Below are 19,326 nucleotides of genomic sequence, written 5' to 3' on the forward strand. Positions count from 1 at the left end.
CTTGAGGAACGGATCGGTGTCAGACTGGCTGTTGACGCGGAGGCTGATCTCCGAGCCGACCGCAAGCGTGGTCGTGCCGGAGATGGTCTGGTTGACCTCGTTGCGGACGAGCCGTTCGTCCTGGCCCGTGTAGTCGACCGTCGCGCTAGCGCCGTCGACCGAGAACTCTCCGCTGAGGGTCTCGGTGCCGGCCATCGCGAGACCACCGGTGGTCTCGGGGACGGTGAACGTCGTGTTGAACTCGTCGTCCACGGCGGGGTCGGAGGTCGAGGTCGCGACGTCGTTACCGCCAACGTTCCAGCCGTTCCGGTCGTTGTCGCGGTAGGTGTCCAGGTTGGCCGTGTCGATGACGACGTAGTAGGTGTCGGTCTGGCCTTCCGTCTCGTCGGCCACAACCGAGATCTCGTCGTACGCGAGGCTGTTGAACATCGCGTCGAGGTTGGTCACCTTCGGCGCGGCGTTCTGGCCAGGGTTCGTCTGCGTGAGGTTCAGTTCGAACCAGCCCTGGTTGCCTGCTTTCAGGAACCGCTGGGTGGTGTTGTCGTCGTCTGCACCTGCCTGATCCATTGCGCCTTCGAGGCCGGTCGCCTCGATGGCGTAGATCAGCTGATCGCCCTGCGCGATCGTGCTATCCTGGGTGATGTTGACGCCGAGGCGCGCTTCGATCGCGTCGACGCTGCCAGCACTGACACCGCTCGGTGCGGTCCAGGTGCTGATAGCGGTGGTCTCATGACCGTCGAGCGAGATCGTCGCGACAGCCTGGGACTGGGCGTAGCCGTCCGTGCCCGACCGGACGTCGAGCTCGTAGTTACCCGTGTCGTAGACGTCAACGTCGTCGTCACCGTTAATCTCGTGGGTGGGGTTCCGAACGACGGTAACCGTGTCCGGATCCTCACCGTCGGGCGTACTGGCGGTCGACAGGCTCGTCTGTGCGGTTTCCTGGACCGTGTTCCACAGCAGCGTGACTTCGCCGTCGTTGTTGCCATCGGTGACCTGCACCGTGGCGTTGAACCCGGCGGAGTCGCTGCCGATGTTCACCGTTGCGGTGTCAGTCCCGCCTTCGATGTTGATCGGAATCTCGACGACGTCACCGCGGTCCTCTTCGAACACGGAGACGCCACCGAAGTCAGCCGATCCTTCCGGGACATCGGACACCGTCACGTCGTCCGTCGTGTCCGTGACGCCAGTGTTGACGTCGACGACTTCGACGGAGTACGTGTCGGCTTCGAGACCGTCGAAGCTGAACGTGGCTTCACCGCTGCCGTCCAGCGTGTAGGTTTTGGTCTGGGTGTTGTCGTCGCTGTCGGTGATCGTCACGTCGACGTCGCGGTTACCCACGCGGGACGTGATCTCACCGGACAGGGACTCGTCGGTCTGGATCTCCGTCGCGTCGACCGACGCGCTCAGCTGGAGGTTACGGAGTCCAAGGTCCTGAATGGCACCCGGACCGTCGAACTGGTAGGTTGCACTCAGGTTCCGATCTGCACTGTCCCAGAAGTAAACCTGGGAGTTCGTGCCGGTCGAACCTGAGAAGATGAACTTTCCAGCGGCGGTGTTGATCTCGAAGTCTGCGTCGTTCGAGTCAACGACATAGGCGATCGTTTCGCCGGAGTACGCAATCTTCGAGGTGCCACTGTAGTCTCCACCGTTGTCTGCAAGGGACGTACTCGCGGTGTTGCCAATTCCGACGCCCTGGTTGGCAGCACTCTGGACAACGTTACCGTCGTCGTCCGTGAAGTCTGCCGCACCGCCGTTGTCGGTTACGTTGACACCGGAAACGCTCTTGACGTCCGTACTATCGAGGACGAGGTAGAGCTGACCGTCCGCTCCACCCTTATCGAAGAGTGCGTCGGGCTGGACGGACGTTCCGTCAGTCAGGTTGACCCGGAAGTCACCCACATCTGGGCCAGTACCACCAGTGTCACCGACAGTGGCAATCGATTCGTTGAAGACGAGTTCGACAATCGTCTCGTCTTCGTCTACAGTCACGGTGCCAACATCCGCGCCTGCTTTCAGAACTGCGTCAGTCCCGGTGGTTGCGCCCGTGCTACCGATGATTGACTTGGTGTCAGTGTACTCGTTATCGAACGCGTTCGCGCTCTGAATGCCGGGTGCAGTGTTGTCAACGTGGACGGTCGTGGTGTCAGAAGCGGTAGTCCCGGACCGGTCGCTCTGGTCCAGCACGTTCACACTCATCGTAACGTCCGTATCCTGGACACCACTCGCGTCAAATCCGGAGATGCCGATAGTGAACGACTCGATGTCACTGTCGGCAGGATTACCGGATCCGTCACCTGCGTCGGTGACGTTTGCAGTAACTGTGTTGTTCCCCGGGTGGAACGTGAGCCCACTCACAGTGTCGTCCGCTGGTGCACTGGTCGTGGTAACAGTGAGGGAGTCCTCATCGACGTCACTCACACCAGCATCGATCAGCGGCTGGAGGCTAACCTCGAAGTTCGCTGTGTCTGTAGCATCGCTTAATGCACCTGACGATAGTGTCAGGCGAACCTCATCTGCATTGTTCGCTGAATCAGGTGTCACATCTTCGCCAGTGGTTATCGTTGCACTGGCAACACCCGCCGCAGCTGTACCACTCAACGCGACGGTCCCAGCGAAGACGCTGAAGACCATCAGCGCTGTGAGGAACAGCGCACGGACTTTTTCGTTATAGTCTGTCATGGTTTGTGTTGTGTCAGTCCCCGCCAGCCTCTCCCACCGCGATCCGCACGGCACCGCACGGTGGTATCCGAGACTGACGGTTCACGTTGGTATCCATCTACCAGATGTGGTAAATGCTTTCTGGTTCTGACCCCGTGTGCGAACCCCCGCCAAACCCCAACAGACGAACCCTACCCTCCTATTTCGGCCGTTTCGACCCGCCGAGAATCGGCCCGTGGCACAAAGCATTTAAGGGCATCTTCACTCCCGGGTTCGAATCACGTTGTGGCTCCAAAGAGTAGCTTGCAGTCTGGCCCTTTCGATCCCATTTTCGGCGGCGATGTGTCGTTGGCTTCGATCGACCTTAGTCTGCATGCCGACCCAGAAATTGCCATTGTTGCCTACAATACTACCGCTCGTTGGGAAACACACCTTCGCCCGCGACCGTCTCCGAGCTGGGTGACCAGACGGCTCGACCAGTTGTTTCGACGCTACTGCTCGTTCATGGCCTCGCTGGCCATATTCCGTCCCTGGGCGTTCAACGACACTTCCGTCCGCGTTCGAACCTCGTCGACAGCCCCAACGTCCAGTAGCTTCTGGTAGATCGCTTCGACTTCCTCGACACTGATGCCAACGAAGTCAGCCATCTCGAACGGTGAGACACCCGAGTACAGTGCCATCAGGACTTGACTCTCGGTGTCGGTGAGTTCGTACTCGCCGTCGCGATCTTCGACGAGGTGATCGAACAACGTCCGGAGGACGGAGGTGTGTCGAGCGGTCCCCGAGAGGTGAGTTTCGACGCTCCGGTCCTCGCTATCGGTGTGTTCGACTTCTACGACGTCGCGTTGTTCGCCCATGACCGTCCGGGATTCTGTCTCGACTGTCCCGATATCGTCGAGCCCACACGCGACCGTTTCGCCATCGGGAAACTGTAGGCTGAAGCGCTCGTCGTCGATCACGAATCGGGCTTTCGACCAGTCGCTCTCCTCCTGAACGACGCCACCCACGACTGCCGGGTGCCTGACGAGTACCACTTCGCCACCGACGTTCGCCCGACAGTACGTCTGGATGAACGCCGGATCGTCCGCCGCAGAAGCCACAATCACGTTCGACCCCATCCGCAGCGGGATGGTCTCGCCCACGTCGCTGACGAACTCCTCGGGGTCGTCGGGAATCGTCACGCGCCCGTGCGGGAGCGTCTGATTCGACCCATTGGCGGCCAGTACCAGTCGCTTGTTGGTCACCACTAACCGACAGGACTGCCAGTCGGACGCAGAGACTTCCGTTCCGTCTCGGACCGCGTACCGGTAGTCTCCGGCCGTATCCAGCAGCTTCCGTTCGTCGTCGCTCATGACCGCCTACGTGGCCGAACGTTGGCGGGTGACTGGCATATATGTTCTCACCGACAGCATCTTTCGTGGACGCGATCGTCACCATGCGCGACCGGACCCGCCAAACGCTTGTCCGTGGGTCCGCGTCTGACGGGGCCGCGCCACCTCAAGCGCGGTCGAACTCCGTCGCCGTTGCCAGAGCGCGCTGGACGGAGACACCGCTCGAGGTCACGACTGCGCCGTGGCCGATCTGAAAAAGGCTTGGCGTTCCCCTTCGGGGACGTCGTCGCTGTCACTCACGGATCTGTGTCTACGGTCGCCAGTCCGTTCCGGGTCAAAAGCGATTCGCTCCGTTGTGGAGTGACCGGCCGGTCGCTCTTCTCGACACAGGCGCCACGTTTGGCCACCGGACTCGAAAGGAAATTACGGCCCCCCTCGCTACAGGTGGCGTATGGACGTACTTTCCTACGCTCGCGACGCGCTGGCGACGGGGCCGCTGTGTGATGCCTGTCTGGGGCGGCCGGTCGCCGACCGGAGCTTCGGTCTCACCAACGCCGAGCGAGGCCGGGGCCTGCGGACGGCACTCGCCCTCGCCGCGGACGACCCCTTCGAGCCGCCCGAAGACTGCTGGGTCTGTGAGGGAGTCTGTGCGGGCTTCGACGAGTGGGCCGACCGAATCGTCGACGCCCTCGAACCGTACGAGTTCGACACCTACCAGGTCGGGACCCGCGTTCCGCCACTCCTCGAGGAGAACGCCTCGCTGCTTCGCGATGACGCCGGCCTCGAGGACGACGCTGGCGAACCGCTCAAGCGGGAAGTCAACCGCGAGGTCGGCAAGCGCGTCGGCGCTCGCGTCGACGCCGAGGTGGGCTTCGAGCGTCCCGACGTCCAACTGCTCGTCGATCTCGATGCCGACAGCGTCGATGTGCAAGTCAACTCCGCGTTCGTCTACGGTCGCTACCGAAAGCTCGAACGCGATATTCCCCAGACTGAGTGGCCCTGCAACGACTGCAACGCCACGGGCACAGTCGACGGTGAGCCCTGCGATGGCTGTGACGGAACGGGCTATCGCTACGACGAGAGCGTCGAGGAGCTGACCGCGCCGGTCGTTGCCGACGCGATGGACGGGCGTGAGGCGGTCTTCCACGGCGCCGGCCGCGAAGACGTCGACGCCCTCATGCTCGGGACGGGTCGCCCGTTCGTGATCGAAGTCAAAGAGCCACGAACCCGGGCGGTCGACGTCGAGTCACTCCAGACCGAGATCAACGACTTCGCCGACGGCAACGTCGAGGTTGAAGGTCTGAAAGCGGTCACCCACGAGATGGTCGAACGCGTCAAAGAACTGGACGCGAGCAAGACCTACCGGATGGACGTCGAGTTCGCCGCGTCGGTCGATCCGGTGGCCCTCCAGGATGCCCTCGCCGACCTCGACGGGGCGACGATCGAGCAACGCACGCCCAATCGCGTCGCGCACCGTCGGGGAGACATCGTGCGGACGCGTGACGTCTACGATATCGACGGGAAACTCGACGACGATACCCACGCCACGATCGAGATCCACGGCGAAGGCGGCCTCTACGTCAAGGAACTCGTCTCCGGTGACGAAGGGCGAACCGAGCCGAGTCTCACCGGTCTCCTTGGCGTCGACGCCGAAGTCACGGCGCTTGACGTCCTCACCGTCGAAGGCGAGGACGAACCGTTCATCGAAGACCGGTTCCTGCGAGACGCCGAAACGGAATGACCGGGACCGACACACCCGAAGACGCCGAGGCGGGTCTCCGGGCAGGTGTCGACGAAGCCGGGAAAGGCCCGGTCCTCGGGTCGATGTTCGCGGCCTGCGTCGTCGCCGATCCGGCCGCCCTTCCCGAGGACGTCGACGATTCGAAGGCACTCTCGGCGGAGCGACGCGAGACGCTCGCGGCGACGATCCGTGAGCGGGCCGAGGCGGTCGCCGTCAGCGAGATCACCGTCGAGCGGATCGACGACCCCGCAACGGATATGAACACACTCACCGTCGCTGCTCACGCCGAGGCACTCTCGCCAGTCGCCAGCGACGACCTCGAAACCCACCTCGACGCTGGTGACACGAACGCCGTCCGGTTCGAGCGCCGCGTGGCCGATCGGCTCGATACCGAACCCGATCTCCGGGCCGAACACGGGGCTGACGAGCGCTATCCGATCGTCGGCGCAGCTAGTATCGTCGCCAAAGTCGAACGCGACGCCCACGTCGCGGACCTGGCAGACGAATACGGCGCTGTCGGGAGTGGCTATCCGGGCGACGAAACGACACGGGCGTTTCTGGAATCGTACGTCGACACGAACGGCCACTTACCCGACTGTGCCCGCGAGTGCTGGCAGACCTGTCAGGATGTCCTGGTTCAGGCTGATCAGGCTGCTCTCGACGACTTCCAGCGTGGATCCGACCAGCCGGGTGACGCGGCGGGTGACGATCAGGCTGCCCTCGACGACTTTTGAGGGGGCGCTGACTCATTCGCCGCCGACAAACACCGTCTGTAAGCGGCTGCCACACTCGGGACAGCAAAACGTCTGCCAGTTGTCCGGGTCCAGGCCACCCATCGTCTTGGTTCGAATCACGTCGGACTGGGCGACCTCACGATCACAGGTCTCACAGTAGAAGTGGTCGCTGTCTTCGACCATTGGCCAGTCGTTCACAAGCCGCGGGGAAAAGCATACGGACGCGACTGCCCCCAAGCGTGGTGAGCTATTCGTCTAAGATGAGGCTCCGGAGGATGTCACCGTAAGCCGGCCGCGTGATGAACACACCGATCAGCACGCCGACGATCGTGATGATGGCGAACCCACTCAGATCACCGAGCGAGAGGACCGTCAGCGGACTCATGGCGATGATCGTCGTCGCTGCCGCGGCCCCGATCACCCAGAATGCCTTCCGGAATCTGTTCTGGAAGGCCCGATCGGTCGTGATCTCCTCTCGCTGGAGGATCTCGTCGGCGATGATGATCAGGTCGTCGGCCCCCGTCCCGACGACGGCGATGAAGCCGGCGATGTGTGAGAGGTTCAGCGGATACTGGACGAGCGCGACGAACCCGAGCAGGACGAACACCTCCGAGAGTGCCGTGACGATCATCGGCAAAGCGACCCGCAGGTCACGGTACCGGAAGTAGATCATGCCACTCACAGACAGCACAGCCATGATTCCGATAATCAGCGAGTCGGTACGGAACTCCTCGCCCATCGATGGTTCGAGGCTCTGACTCCTGGCGTTCTCGAAGTCGAGCGGTGCGGGTAGCCGCCCGGCCCGGAGGCTAATCTCGAGGTCCTCCGCCTGGGTCATATTTTGGCCGGTGGTCATCCGGAAGTTCGGATCGTTGGCGAACTCACCGTTGGCAAAGGAGGTGGCGAGATTTTGCTGGACGCCGCCAGAGAACACGACCTCATCGTTCAACGTCGTCACCAGACAGTAGTCGTCTACCTCCGAGATGTTCGACACTGTATCCCGATTGACGCCACACCGGCGGGCCTGTCCGAATCCGTGCTCGACCATCTCCTGTTGGAACCGCTCGGCGACCGAATTCCGGATCGTCACGGGCACGACTGCTTCGCTCTGGTCTTTCCGTGCAAATCCAATGCTCTTGAAGTCGTCTTGTTCGAGTACTTGATCCTGGACGAACGTTCCGTTACTGTCCGGATGCACAGCATAGATGCGCACGACACCACGTTCATCGAGGAGGCTTTCCAGTTCTTCTTGGTCTCGGTCCGGTGCCGTAATCGAGATGAACGTCCCCTCGATGCCGTTGATCGTCGAGACGCTCCCGCCACTGAGTGCGGACTCTCGCACCTTGTCCTGGATGACCCGCACCATATCTTTGCGGGTCTGCTCTGTGACGCCATCCCGGACGGTCTCGGGCTGATAGCCCTCGGCGAGGAGGGCGTCTCGAAGCTGATCCTGGGTGACGTTCCGCGTGAACACTTCGACCGTTTGTGACCTCGCTGAGACACGGACGTCGATCGCATCGGCCGACACCGCAGCCGAAACGTTCTGTGCAAGCGTGGTTTCGTCTTCCACACTCACGTTTACCCCTTCTGCTGTCGTTCCGACTGCTGGCGCCTGCAGGCTCGTCCCGCCGTCGAGTTGGATCCCGTACTGGAGGTTAGTCAGTCCCCCGCCGTCGCTCGCGCCACCGGCAACCGGCCCGAACAGGGCACCGCCACTTCCGATAACGAAGACGGCCAGGAGGACGATCCGCCAGTTGTCGCGGATATTCATTTGTTCACCCCGCGGAACTTGTACCAGCGAAGGAGACTCAGATTGAGCATGTACGTATTCATCAAGTCAGCGGCCAGACCGATGACGAGCACGAACCCGATCTGTGCCATGATCTGAATGTTGAAGTACGTCGCCATGATCGCCATGACGAGCATGGCCACCAGCGACGTCAACGTCATCGTCACACCCGTTTGCATCGCCTGGTAGGTGCTCTCGTAGAATTCACCCCGTCTCCTGAGGATGTGGTTGTTCAACAGGATATCCGAGTCGACGCTATACCCGATCAGCATGAGGAGCCCCGCGATCGTCCCGAGAGAGAGCTTCACGCCCAGGAGACTGAGCACAGCAAGCGGGATCATCAGGTCCGAGAACGCCGAAATGACGATCGCGATGCTCGGCACGAACGTTCGAAAGAGGGCGAACGCCAGGATGCTCATTCCCAAGAACGCAACTCCGATCCCTACCAGCCCGATACGCATGCTATCTGCGCCGAACGAGGCAGGTGTCGACCCGCTGCCTCGAACGGAGATGCCGGCTGTTTGAGCCTGCTCGCGCAGCTCATTGATATTCGATTGATCGAACGTCAGCACATATCTGTCGGCCTGCGATTGGACTGTCTGGACGGAGACCGGTTCGGGCGAAAACGTACTTTGCAGTTCCGCTGTCGACATCGTCGACTGTACTGTCATCTGGGATCCACCGGTAAAGTCGATACCGAGTGCGACCGGCGACCCCGTAAGTACCCACGCGCCGGCCAGCACGGCCAATGCGACGGCCAATACGGCCAGCGGCACGGCCATAAGCTGCCGGTTTGAGTACCGGGTGTAATCGATTTCCGGGACCTCGAACTCGACCATGGCCGTGGGTGTGGTACGGCCCTGAATAAGCCTTCCTAAAGCGTCCCGGCGACGCCACCACTCCCGTAACGACGACGTTATGTGGCATCGTCCCAACGATAGCTCGGAATGAACGATCTCACGACTGGACGTTCCTACGGGGACGTCTTGCTCGTTCCACAGCGTTCCCCTGTCGATAGCCGGGACGACGTGGACCTCTCGACGCCGTTGACTCCGCGTATCGAACTCGAGCGACCACTGCTTTCGGCACCGATGGACTCCGTCACCGAACGCGAGACGGCGATTGCGATCTCCCGAGCGGGCGGGTTCGGGACGATCCATCGCTTCCTGGCGATCGACGAACAGGCAGCCGAGATTCGCGCGGTCGTCGAGGCCGGTGAACGCGTCGGCGCGGCCGTCGGGATCGCCGAGGGGTATCTCGAACGCACCGAACGGGCACTCGAAGCCGGCGCTGATGCCATTGTCCTCGACGTGGCCCACGCCCACCTGGAACGGTGTCTCGACGCCGTCGAGACGCTCGTCGCCGAGTACGATCCCGACAATCTGATCGTCGGCAACGTGGCCACTCCCCAAGCAGTCGAGGACCTCCACGCCATCGGTGCCGACACCGTCAAAGTCGGCGTCGGGCCGGGTAGTCACTGTACGACCAGAAAAGTCGCCGGTGCCGGCGTCCCGCAACTCACGGCCGTCGACCGCTGTGCCGACGCCGCTGCCGCCCTCGATATGCCCGTCATCGCCGATGGTGGCATTCGATCTTCGGGTGACGCCGTCAAGGCACTGATGGCCGGTGCCGATACCGTGATGATGGGGAGTCTGTTCGCCGGGACCGACCAGTCGCCCGGCGAGGTAATCGACGTCGACGGCGAGCAGTACAAACGCTCACGCGGGATGGCGACGACCGCCGCCGCCGAGGACCGCACCGACAAGGAGACCGACGGCCCCGACGCCGACGAGGGTGTCGAAGGCCTGACGCCCTATAGCGGCCCTCTAGAGGACGTTGCCGACCGCTTTGCGGCCGGCATCCGGTCGGGACTCAGCTACTGTGGCGGCCACACGATCTCGCAAGCCCGTGAGAACGCCGAGTTCATCGCCGTCGAAGCCAGCGCCCGCGAGCGTGAAGGTGCCCACTTCGATCACGACTGGGAGAGCGTTGTCGGCACTGGCAGTGACTGAAAACGCCGGCAACACAATCTCACCGTGGGCGCGGCTGGCGCTTGTTGGGTGTTAGTCAGGAAGGTATCGTACGCTGAGGACACCGTCGTCGGCACGGATCTCGACGCGATCGACGCCCAGTCTGGCGGCTTGTCGGCGGGTCGCGTCGTCTTCGCGGACGTCGGTAACCGCTTGTGCCGTTTGCTCGGGCGGGACTGTCAACACGTGCAACTCTCCCGTGCCCGCCCGTTCGCGCCGCGTCACGTCACCGACGGACTGCTCTGTGGCGAGCTCCCGGGCCTGTTTGGTGGGCGTTTCTGGATTGTGTTCGACGGGAATGGTCCGGCGATCGTGAATCGCTACCAGCTCCCAGGTCACGTCCATCGGCGGTTCGGGACGAATCGTCGCCTCGAGAATCTCGTCTCGCTCCAAGTCCGGGTGCTCGGCGAGGGTGTGCACCTGGGCGTCTTCGACGTCGGTTACCACTGCCGAGGCCTCGTCGACGTTCGTGACTACGAATGTCCCCGTCTTCTCGCTCATATCTCCAACAAGGGGTCCAACGCCCTTTTCGTCGTCGGTTCTGGCGGCAGTCGCCGGTCTGGATCGTGGGCCTTCACCGATACAGCCGGTGGACGACAATCATGATCGCCGCCGCGGTGGCCGGAACGACCGGCCAGGCTGGCTCGGGAATGGCGTAGAAGAACTCGACGATCGGGCCGAGGAGCCCTTCGGCGGGCGGGCGCGAAACTGTCTCGCCGTTCAACTGGAACGTCGGCGGCATCGACGCGACCAACCCGAAATAAATCGAGCAGACGAACAGAAAGCCTGTCCCCGCCAGTGCGCGATCGTAGTGGGTGTCGTCGTTGCCGTGTCGATGGCTGCGGGCGACCAGGAGCATCGGGGCAAGCAAGGGACCGACGAGACACAGCCCGACGAGGACGTAGAAGGCACGCGAACTCGTGAGCATGCCCCCGGCTGTCCTGACGGTTCCGCCGACCAGCGAGAGGACGGCGAGGGTAAAGACGAGCGTAATGAGGCCCCCGACGAGACCGCCGACGACGATGTACCATCGACAGAGCCGTGAGTCAGTCGAGCGGAAGGCGTAGGGAATTGCTCCCACCACGCCACTGTAGGCATCGTCGTCCGTCACGAGTGTTCGTACCGAGCGTCATCGAATAAACGCCCCGATTCCGGACACCCGTTCGAGTCCCGGCCGCTACCGCAGGGAACGCAGCCCCTTTGACGCTGCCGGCCCTCAATGCGTTCATGGTCGCGATCGACGAGACCGATCGGCAGCGTCTGTCGCTTGTCCTTCGAGCCGGATTCTGGGCCCTGATCGGGCTGTTTGGCAGCCAGCTGCTGGCACTCCTGTTTGCCTCACCGCTGTTGCTCGTGATCGATCCAGTGACGCCTACACACGAGTACGCCGCGATAACGATCGGGAGTGGTATCGGATTTGTCGTGCTGGCCGGGATCTATCTGTGGCGTCACGACCTCGATCTGTCGTTCCTTGACGTTTCGCTCCCGAGCCCGCGCGATCTCGGGTACAGCCTGCTCGGATTCTTCGTTCTCCTGGGCGGGCTGATGGTCATTAATCTCGTCATTCAATCGCTCGATATCTCGACGGCCGACCACAGCGTCATCCAGACTGTCAGTGAGAACAACAGTCCCGAGATTTTCTTGATGCTCGTCCCACTTTCGTTTCTGGTGATCGCGCCAGCTGAAGAGATCTTTTACCGGAATATCGTCCAGAAGTCACTGTATCCCCGTTTTACCCGGCTGCACGCTGTGCTCATCGCCAGCGCCATTTTCGCGTTGGTCCACGTTCCGGCGTATCTCACCAGCGGGCTCGCGCCGCTGGTGACGACACTGCCGATTCTGTTCGTCTTAGCCCTCGTGTTGGGGGAAAGTTACCGGCGGACCCACAATCTCGTGGTCCCGATTCTCGTTCACGGGGCGTTCAACGCGTTCCAGTTTCTGGGCCAATACCTCGTCTACACGAGCGATATTTCGACGACTGGACTCGTCTCTCTCCCGTGATGCCGAGTGGTAGCTCTCGTCTGGACCGTGGTCGTCACCCAGCCTCTGTCACTGACTCGCCTGGTCGTGTGCCGACTCTCCGTCGTCCGACGGAAGTCTGACGAGGATTTATACTGTGCTAACGACTACCACGACGTATGCCGACTCGGTTCTCAGTTGTGTTGGACGACGCGCGGGCGCGTGAAGTCGAAGCGTTGGCCCGAGAAAACGAGTTGACTGAGGAGGCCGTCCTCCGGCAGTTACTCGGTCTCGGCCTCGAGGCGGTCGCGGTCGGAGAAGAGCCAGACGGCTCGCGACCGGCCGAGAGCGACGAGACGAGCGTCTAGGCGCTCGAGGGGTTCTTCCGTGAGAGGGGACTGCCACAGATCGGACAGCGCTCGTGTTGCTCGTCGAACTCCCGGCCACAGCCCTGACACTGGAAGTGCCACTCGCGTTGTTCCTCGATGCCGTCCCGGGCGATCACCTCGACACCGATCTCCAACTTCTCGGCGACGTTTTGCATCGCGTAGTCGTCGGTGACCAGTTGCCCGTCGAGCTCGAACGCAGCCGCGACGAGTCTGGTGTCCGTCCTGGATAGCTCTTCGAGGTCGCCGGTCTCGTCGGCAGCCCGTTGGATCTGCTCGACAGTCTCCTCGTCGGGGATGTGTAAGTGCATCCCTGATCCTTCGAGGGCGTCGAAGCGATAGGCGCTCTCGTCTTCGAGTTCCTCGCGGACGAGCGGGATCGTCGCGACTCGCTCGTCGGTGTGATACTCGTTGATAAAGGCAGACGCGTCGAGAACGTTCATTTAACGCTGGATAATCATACGGTCTTTGACGGCCTGTACGCGACCGACGGGGACGTGTAACCGGCCCGCGTCGTCCATATCGAAGCTCGTGTCGCCGAGACTCTCGTCGGGCTCGATGACGAGATCGACGAGCCGTCCCGACTCGATGTCCATCGTGATGTTGTACAGCATGCCAAGTTCCGCTCCGTCGGACCCCATGACGGCCTTCCCGGAGAGGTTCTCGGCGAGTATTTCTGCCATACCGCCGTGTACCCGGTCCTGTTACATAAACGCCACGGGGCCGTCTGACGCCCGCAACAGGACGATGCACTTAACTACCGCGCACGGCTCCCAGGTACTAACGATCCGTTTCTGGTGGTACTCATGTCCGACTCAGATCCCGACGCCGAGACGACCCCTGCTGAAGACGTCCAATCGCTTCGAACCCCCATCGTCGCCGTGTTGGGCCACGTCGATCACGGCAAGACGACGCTGCTGGACACGATTCGTGGCTCGGCCGTCACCGAAGGTGAAGCTGGCGCGATCACCCAGCACATCGGTTCGACCGCTGTCCCACTCGACGTAATCGGCAAGATGGCCGGTGATCTCGTCGATCCAGCCGATTTCGACCTCCCCGGCCTTCTTTTCATCGATACGCCGGGCCATCACTCCTTTTCGACGCTCCGGTCTCGTGGTGGCGCACTCGCCGATATCGCAATCGTCGTCGTCGACGTGACCGACGGCTTCCAGCCACAGACCGAAGAGGCCCTGGATATTCTCAAACGGACCCAGACGCCGTTCGTCGTCGCCGCCAACAAGGTCGACACGATCCCGGGCTGGAATCCCAACGACGAGCAGCCGATTCAAGTGACCAAAGAGCACCAGGCCGATCGCGTCCAGTCCGACCTAGACGAGCGCCTGTACGAACTTATCGGCCAGTTGAGCGACGAGGGCTTCTCTGCGGACTTCTACTGGCGGGTCCAGAACTTCCAGAACAACATCGGCGTCGTTCCGCTGTCGGCACTGACTGGCGAAGGCGTCCCGGACCTGCTGACCGTATTGATGGGCCTCTCCCAGCGCTATCTCAAAGAAGAGATGGCCATCGACGTCGCGGGGTCGGGTGCCGGCACCGTGCTCGAAGTGACCGACGAACGCGGGTTCGGGACGACTGTCGATGCCGTCATCTACGACGGCACCGTCAGCGCCGACGATCAGATCGTCGTCGGCGGGCTGGAGGAACCGATCGTTACCGACGTCCGGGCGCTCCTCCAGCCACGCCCACTGGCCGAAATTCGCACCGAAAAAGAGTTCGAGAAGGTCGATTCGGTCGCGGCAGCCGCCGGGGTGAAAATCGCCGCGCCCGATCTGGACGACGCGATGGCTGGCGCCCCGATCCGTGTCGTGCGTGATCGGCCCGTCGAGGAAGTTATCGCCGAGGTCGAGGCCGAACTCGCGGAGATCGAAGTGTCGACCGAGGAGGAAGGCGTCGTCGTCAAGGCCGATACGCTCGGCAGTCTAGAAGCCATCTCCGGGACGCTCGAAGAGGAGGAAATTCCGATCATGCGCGCGGACGTCGGCGATGTCGCGCCCCGTGACGTTCGCGTCGCCGAGACGGCCGGCGAGCCGATCAACCGGGCGATACTGGCCTTTGGGACCGACATCTTAGAGGACGCCCGGACGCTGGCCGAACAAGAGGATGTCCAGATTTTCCAGCACGACGTCATCTACCAGCTGGTAGAGGACTACCAGGATCACGTCGCAGCCATCGAGGAGTCCCAACAGGAGCAGATCTTGGACAATATCACCCGGCCGGCGCGGTTTCACATCCTCGATGACCATACGTTCCGCCAATCTGACCCCGCGGTCGTCGGCGTCGAAGTGCTTTCGGGGACCGTCGTCCGCAACAGCAACGTTGTTCGCTTCGACGGCGCTGAACCGGAGCGCGTCGGCCAGTTGAAGGGCATCCAGGACGAGGGCGAGGACGTCGATCAGTCCCGAGCGGGCGAGCGCGTCGCCGTCTCTATCGACGGCCCGACGGTCGGCCGGGACATCGAGGAGGGTGACGAACTCTGGATCGAACTGCCCGAAAAACACGCCAAGATCTTAGAACAGGAGCTGACCGAGGAGATCACCGCCGACGAGCGTGAAGCGCTGTCGATGTATCTGGACAAGCGACGGAACAAGGATCCGTTCTGGGGCAAGTAGGTGTTTCGACCGGCGTTTCCGGACGACCGGAACGATTAGCGGCTCGAACTGTCGTACATCGCGTCGAACTCCCCTTCGCCGCGGATTAACGACTCAACGCCGTCAGTGAGCGTTACCTCGCCGAAGACGGTCGCCCGGTAGTACGTGTACAGTCCGTCCTGGCCTCGTTCGGTACGCTGTCGTTTCTCGACGAGGCCGACGTCGAGGAGTTCGTTGAGGTGGTAATGGAGCGTACTGTCGTCGACATCGAGCGCCGATTCGAGTTCTTTTGGGCTCATCTCGCCGCCGTGAACGAGCCGATAGAGGATCTCGTAGCGCGTGCGGTGGCCGACGGTGGCGTGCATGTCGAGGTACTCCTCGAGCGTGAGGACGCTGTCCTCAGGCAGCAGGTCCCCCGGATCGTCCGGGACATCACTGCCGGCCGTCCGCGTCTGATCCGTTGCCATTGTAACTCGTACTACGACCGGGAGACGCTTAGTCGTTGTCGAGCCAGCATCTCTCAAAAATACTGTTCTTTAAATATTTGCCCGCGAACAAAGGCAGTCATGACTGCAAAGATCACGCGCGAACTGCTCACCGATCGACTCGGGGACGTAACGTACGATCGCTTTCTCTTCTACCTGATGGGGCCGTACAAGTCGTTCAACCTCAATTACGTCCTCAGCGAGGAAGAACGGCGGGACATTGACATCGACGACCTTCCTGGTCCTTTGCGCCGCCTCTTTCGTAACAAGGACGACATCGACGAAGCCCAGGCACTTCTCCGACGCGTGCAAGGGAAACTCCGGGCGGATCCGGGCGTGAATGCGTTTCTCGCCATCGACGCAGACATCGATACCGAGGACGTGGATGCGGTGACACAGAGTATCGAATATACCCGGCGTAGCAATGCGACGGTGTTCGTGGTTCCGTTCCTTGGCCACAATTTCGGTGTCGGCGAAGAAGCTGGGAGCGTCCTTGAGAACGTCGCCGAAACGCACGGCGAGCGAGTGATCTTCGTTCACGAGGACGACGTGACGAGTGCGATGATCCGGTCGGCGTCGGTCCGGTGGGATCTACGAGTTGCGACCTACGAGAGCGAGGACGAACTCGTGGCCATGCTTCGGCGATTCGTGGGGGAGATCATGCATCGTGAGCGGCGAGGAGATCTTCCTCGGCTGGATTAAGGGGCGGCAAGCGCGAGGCGCTGTCGATGTATCTGGACAAGCGGCGGAACAAGGTCCCCTTCTGGGGCAAGTAACGAAACCGTTGTTCGCAGAAGTTCTTATTGTGCGGGTGCTGCGCTCGCGTCGCCCATCGCCTGTTTGACCTGCAGGGCGGCACTGGCCGCGAGCCCGCGGGCGAGCTCCGAACACTCTTCGTCGTCGATCCGTAGATCCGTCTCGGATTCGGGCCGATAGCCCGCACTGACGGGCGAGCCGACCGGCGGCTGGACGGCGACCATCGCTTCTGGCCCCTCGGAACTGGTCGTCAGCTCTGCGCCGACGGCGTACTCGCCGGGCAAGAGGTCGCGGGTCTTGGCGGCGACGCGCGAGAGGTCACTCCGGATCGCGCGCCGGTCTTCCGGCGACAGCTCGACTACAGTCCCGGACGTGCCCGAGAACGACGTATTTCCATACATGAACTGTTGGTGACCGTAGGCCACTGGAACGTATAAACCCGCCGGCTGCGGCCAATCCTCTCTGTTGGCTGTCACGCACTGCCGGCAGTGAGTCGCTCAGACGAGCGCGTGGCTCTGCCCGTACACGGCGAGGACAATCGCAGTCGCGTATTCTTCCTCGGTCGCGTCTGTCGTTTCGATGACGAGATTCTCCTCGCCAAACGACCACTCTCGGAGGCCGCGACCGGCTTCGAGGCCCGCGCGGACGTCGTTTCGGACGGTCTCCTCGTCGGCCCCCGAGACTTCATAGAAGATGCCTGGGCCCTCGGGTTCACGCGTCCAGCCGATCGCCGCTGCGACCTCCTCGCCGCTGTCGGTCGTTGCCTCGGCCTCGACGACGGGCAGTCCTTGGCCGGGCGGGCCGAGATTCGGCACGTCGACTCCGACCTCGATGGTCGCGTTCGCCGGAATCACTGACGAGAGCGTAATCAGATTGTAATTGTGGACGCCGGCTTCGGCCAAGGCGGCGTCGTAGGCGGCCGTCGGCGTCGGGCCGGTGCCCGTGCCGCTGACGATCCGAATCGTTCCCATTACCCGAAAATCCGCCGAGGGAACGCTAAAGTCCTTCGTTCGGGCTCCAGGCCGTTGTCCCGAATGACTCCTATCGAAAATTATAATTAACGATTCTCATAAACTGGGAATACACTGGCATTCTTAGGCCCCCAGTCGGCCCCTGTTTGGCCCAGAGACTGGGCAACCGAGTCGAGCGGAGACGAGGCTACGAAAATCATCGACCGGTCGGACTTTGCGGTCGATCGCGTCGGATTCACGGGGGATCTGGTACAGACAGATCGGGAAAGGTGTGCCTTTGACCGCTTGGAGTGAATCTCGGATCTCGCTTTCGTATGCGTGACCGTCGTGATCGTCGATGCGGTTGCGTTTGGTGAGTGATACAGCCCCGTTGTCTCCGACGTCATTCCGGCGGCGACCGACGCTCTTCTACGAACAGTCCGTCGTCTGTGGCTCCGTTCCAGCGGTCCCGCTGTTTTCACCGGTCGCCGTCTCGAAGGCAGTTCGCTCGACTGGTGTGAGACTCCGCAGTCGAACCAAGTTTGATAATCCTTGCCATCCAAGTGCAAACGTGACGATGGATATTGCTGATATCGCTACCCGCGATTACATCGAGGTTGACGCGGACGAACGACTGGGTAAGATCCGATCGATCTTCGAACGCAAGAACCCCAAGGGGGTAATCGTTCTCGATGACGAGGGCTACGCCGGCGTCATCACGCAGAAGCAACTGGTCCAATCTCACGTCGAGGACCGTGCGAAGGCGACGGCGCTGATGCAACACGCACCGAAAGTCGAGCGAACGGCCGACGTCAGAGAGACGGCTCGTGTCCTCGTCGAGAGCGGGACCAAGATCGCGCCCGTTTTCGAGGCGAACAAGCTCTGGGGCGTCATCACTGATGACGATATCCTCCGGGCCGTCCTCGACAACCTCGACGCACTCACCGTCGAGGACATCTACACGACTGATGTGGTCACGGCCACCGAGGACACGCAGATCGGCCAGGCGATCAACCATCTGCGGGAACACGGTATCTCTAGGCTCCCGGTTCTTGACGACGATGACGGCAGCTTGACGGGCATGGTGACTCGCCACGACATCGTCGACGTGGTCGTCCGAGATATGGATAAGGCGACGACCGGCGAGCGTGCCGGCGACGTCGACCGCATTCTCGATCTCCCGATCTACGATGTCATGTCCAGTCCCGTCGCGACCACGACCGTCGATGAGAGCGTCGAATCGGCTGTTCGGCGCATGCTCGAAAACGACTACGCTGGCCTCGTGGTCACGCCCGAGCGCGACGACTCCCTGGTCGCCGGGATCGTCACCAAGACCGACGTCCTCCGCGCGCTGACCTTCACCGAGCAAGAGCACATGGACGTCCAGATCACGAACATCAAGCTGCTTGATACGATCTCCCGGCAGGACATCCGCGTCGGTATCGAAGAGGTCGCCGACAAATACCAGGCGATGCAGGTCCAGCACGCCCACGTTCGCTTCCAAGAGCACAAGGAGAAACTCCGGGGTACCCCGCTGATCAGCTGTCAGATTCGCCTCCGGACGAACAAAGGCCAGGTTGCCGGCACCGGCGAAGGCTACGGCGCCAAGACGGGCTTTAACGTCGCCCTCGATAAACTCCAGCGCAACGTCCTCGAACGCAAAGGCGTCGAGAGCGACGAAGAGTACCGCGGCCAGCTGCTCCGGAAGCTCGGCGAGCTGTAAGGCTCTCGCCTCGGACTCGACCGCACAGAGTGGGGTCGAGCCTTTTGATCACTGGGAGAGTGACCTCTCCCGAGCCCCCACTCGCTTTACCCGCGTGGGCCATGCTTTTGTGCACGTGGTGAGCGCCGCGTTTCCACTCGAGCGGAGTGTCACTCGACGAGGGCGGCCTTCGTCGCGC

At 62.0% G+C, this 19,326-nt stretch carries 20 protein-coding genes; 8 read left to right on the plus strand and 12 right to left on the minus strand.

Annotation, left to right across the window (positions count from 1 at the left end; all coding sequences use genetic code 11):
- Positions 1-2,679: surface glycoprotein (locus FR699_RS00005; protein ID WP_158853201.1), on the minus strand; the 2,679-nt coding region annotated here is incomplete at its 3' end.
- Between the two features lie 470 nt (positions 2,680-3,149).
- Complete coding sequence (locus FR699_RS00010; RefSeq protein ID WP_158853203.1) at positions 3,150-4,010, minus strand: CheF family chemotaxis protein; 861 nt, start codon at positions 4,008-4,010, stop codon at positions 3,150-3,152.
- A 430-nt stretch (positions 4,011-4,440) separates the two neighbouring features.
- On the opposite strand from FR699_RS00010, the gene FR699_RS00015 reads away from it, so the two are divergent.
- Complete coding sequence (locus FR699_RS00015) at positions 4,441-5,730, plus strand: tRNA pseudouridine(54/55) synthase Pus10 (RefSeq protein WP_158853205.1); 1,290 nt, start codon at positions 4,441-4,443, stop codon at positions 5,728-5,730.
- Positions 5,727-6,464, plus strand: coding sequence for a ribonuclease HII (gene rnhB, locus FR699_RS00020; RefSeq protein ID WP_154552390.1), 738 nt, complete (start codon positions 5,727-5,729; stop codon positions 6,462-6,464). Before FR699_RS00015 ends, rnhB begins: the two co-directional genes overlap by 4 nt.
- A gap of 12 nt (positions 6,465-6,476) precedes the next feature.
- Here the strand turns inward: rnhB and FR699_RS13040 are convergent, their stop codons facing one another.
- From FR699_RS13040 to secF, 3 genes are all read right to left on the minus strand, one after another.
- Positions 6,477-6,647 (minus strand): hypothetical protein, encoded by a 171-nt coding sequence (locus tag FR699_RS13040; protein WP_199268262.1) that lies wholly within the window; start codon positions 6,645-6,647, stop codon positions 6,477-6,479.
- 64 nt (positions 6,648-6,711) lie between these two features.
- Positions 6,712-8,235 (minus strand): preprotein translocase subunit SecD, encoded by a 1,524-nt coding sequence (locus FR699_RS00025; protein WP_158853207.1) that lies wholly within the window; start codon positions 8,233-8,235, stop codon positions 6,712-6,714.
- Entirely contained in the window at positions 8,232-9,092 is an 861-nt protein-coding gene (gene secF, locus FR699_RS00030; RefSeq protein ID WP_154552388.1) for a protein translocase subunit SecF, read from the minus strand. Before secF ends, FR699_RS00025 begins: the two co-directional genes overlap by 4 nt.
- 108 nt (positions 9,093-9,200) lie before the next feature.
- Here secF and FR699_RS00035 point away from each other — a divergent pair, with 108 nt between their 5' ends.
- Entirely contained in the window at positions 9,201-10,265 is a 1,065-nt protein-coding gene (locus tag FR699_RS00035) for a guanosine monophosphate reductase (protein WP_158853209.1), read from the plus strand.
- Between the two features lie 51 nt (positions 10,266-10,316).
- On the opposite strand, the gene FR699_RS00040 is transcribed toward FR699_RS00035, so the two are convergent.
- Entirely contained in the window at positions 10,317-10,784 is a 468-nt protein-coding gene (locus tag FR699_RS00040; protein ID WP_154552386.1) for a DUF5812 family protein, read from the minus strand.
- 73 nt (positions 10,785-10,857) lie between these two features.
- Positions 10,858-11,394: a hypothetical protein gene (locus FR699_RS00045; RefSeq protein ID WP_158853211.1), complete on the minus strand. Its 537-nt coding sequence runs from the start codon at positions 11,392-11,394 to the stop codon at positions 10,858-10,860.
- A 116-nt stretch (positions 11,395-11,510) separates the two neighbouring features.
- Here FR699_RS00045 and FR699_RS00050 point away from each other — a divergent pair, with 116 nt between their 5' ends.
- Entirely contained in the window at positions 11,511-12,284 is a 774-nt protein-coding gene (locus tag FR699_RS00050) for a CPBP family intramembrane glutamic endopeptidase (RefSeq protein ID WP_154552384.1), read from the plus strand.
- Positions 12,285-12,421: 137 nt separating this feature from the next.
- On the plus strand, positions 12,422-12,610 hold the full coding sequence (locus FR699_RS00055) for a hypothetical protein (RefSeq protein ID WP_154552383.1): 189 nt from the start codon (positions 12,422-12,424) through the stop codon (positions 12,608-12,610).
- On the opposite strand, the gene FR699_RS00060 is transcribed toward FR699_RS00055, so the two are convergent.
- Both FR699_RS00060 and FR699_RS00065 read right to left on the minus strand, forming a co-directional pair.
- Positions 12,607-13,071: an NOB1 family endonuclease gene (locus tag FR699_RS00060; RefSeq protein ID WP_154552382.1), complete on the minus strand. Its 465-nt coding sequence runs from the start codon at positions 13,069-13,071 to the stop codon at positions 12,607-12,609. The two genes, FR699_RS00055 and FR699_RS00060, sit on opposite strands and share 4 nt — an antisense overlap.
- Positions 13,072-13,311 (minus strand): PRC-barrel domain-containing protein, encoded by a 240-nt coding sequence (locus tag FR699_RS00065; RefSeq protein ID WP_154552381.1) that lies wholly within the window; start codon positions 13,309-13,311, stop codon positions 13,072-13,074.
- Positions 13,312-13,434: 123 nt separating this feature from the next.
- Here FR699_RS00065 and infB point away from each other — a divergent pair, with 123 nt between their 5' ends.
- The gene (gene infB, locus FR699_RS00070) at positions 13,435-15,255 is read left to right on the plus strand and encodes a translation initiation factor IF-2 (RefSeq protein WP_154552380.1); all 1,821 of its coding nucleotides are present in this window, start codon (positions 13,435-13,437) and stop codon (positions 15,253-15,255) included.
- 35 nt (positions 15,256-15,290) lie between these two features.
- On the opposite strand, the gene FR699_RS00075 is transcribed toward infB, so the two are convergent.
- The gene (locus FR699_RS00075; protein WP_154552379.1) at positions 15,291-15,701 is read right to left on the minus strand and encodes a winged helix-turn-helix domain-containing protein; all 411 of its coding nucleotides are present in this window, start codon (positions 15,699-15,701) and stop codon (positions 15,291-15,293) included.
- A gap of 99 nt (positions 15,702-15,800) precedes the next feature.
- Here FR699_RS00075 and FR699_RS00080 point away from each other — a divergent pair, with 99 nt between their 5' ends.
- Positions 15,801-16,421 (plus strand): hypothetical protein, encoded by a 621-nt coding sequence (locus tag FR699_RS00080; protein WP_158853213.1) that lies wholly within the window; start codon positions 15,801-15,803, stop codon positions 16,419-16,421.
- Between the two features lie 98 nt (positions 16,422-16,519).
- Here the strand turns inward: FR699_RS00080 and FR699_RS00085 are convergent, their stop codons facing one another.
- Together FR699_RS00085 and FR699_RS00090 are read right to left on the minus strand one after the other, a co-directional pair.
- The gene (locus tag FR699_RS00085) at positions 16,520-16,876 is read right to left on the minus strand and encodes a DUF5811 family protein (RefSeq protein WP_154553224.1); all 357 of its coding nucleotides are present in this window, start codon (positions 16,874-16,876) and stop codon (positions 16,520-16,522) included.
- 96 nt (positions 16,877-16,972) lie between these two features.
- Positions 16,973-17,446, minus strand: coding sequence for a pyruvoyl-dependent arginine decarboxylase (locus FR699_RS00090; protein WP_158853215.1), 474 nt, complete (start codon positions 17,444-17,446; stop codon positions 16,973-16,975).
- Positions 17,447-18,002: 556 nt separating this feature from the next.
- On the opposite strand from FR699_RS00090, the gene FR699_RS00095 reads away from it, so the two are divergent.
- A complete protein-coding gene (locus FR699_RS00095) occupies positions 18,003-19,148 on the plus strand; it encodes a CBS domain-containing protein (protein ID WP_154552373.1) in 1,146 nt (381 codons plus the stop codon).
- Positions 19,149-19,326: the final 178 nt, after the last annotated feature.

It is taken from the genome of Halorhabdus sp. CUG00001, from assembly GCF_009797925.1.
GTDB lineage: Archaea > Halobacteriota > Halobacteria > Halobacteriales > Haloarculaceae > Halorhabdus.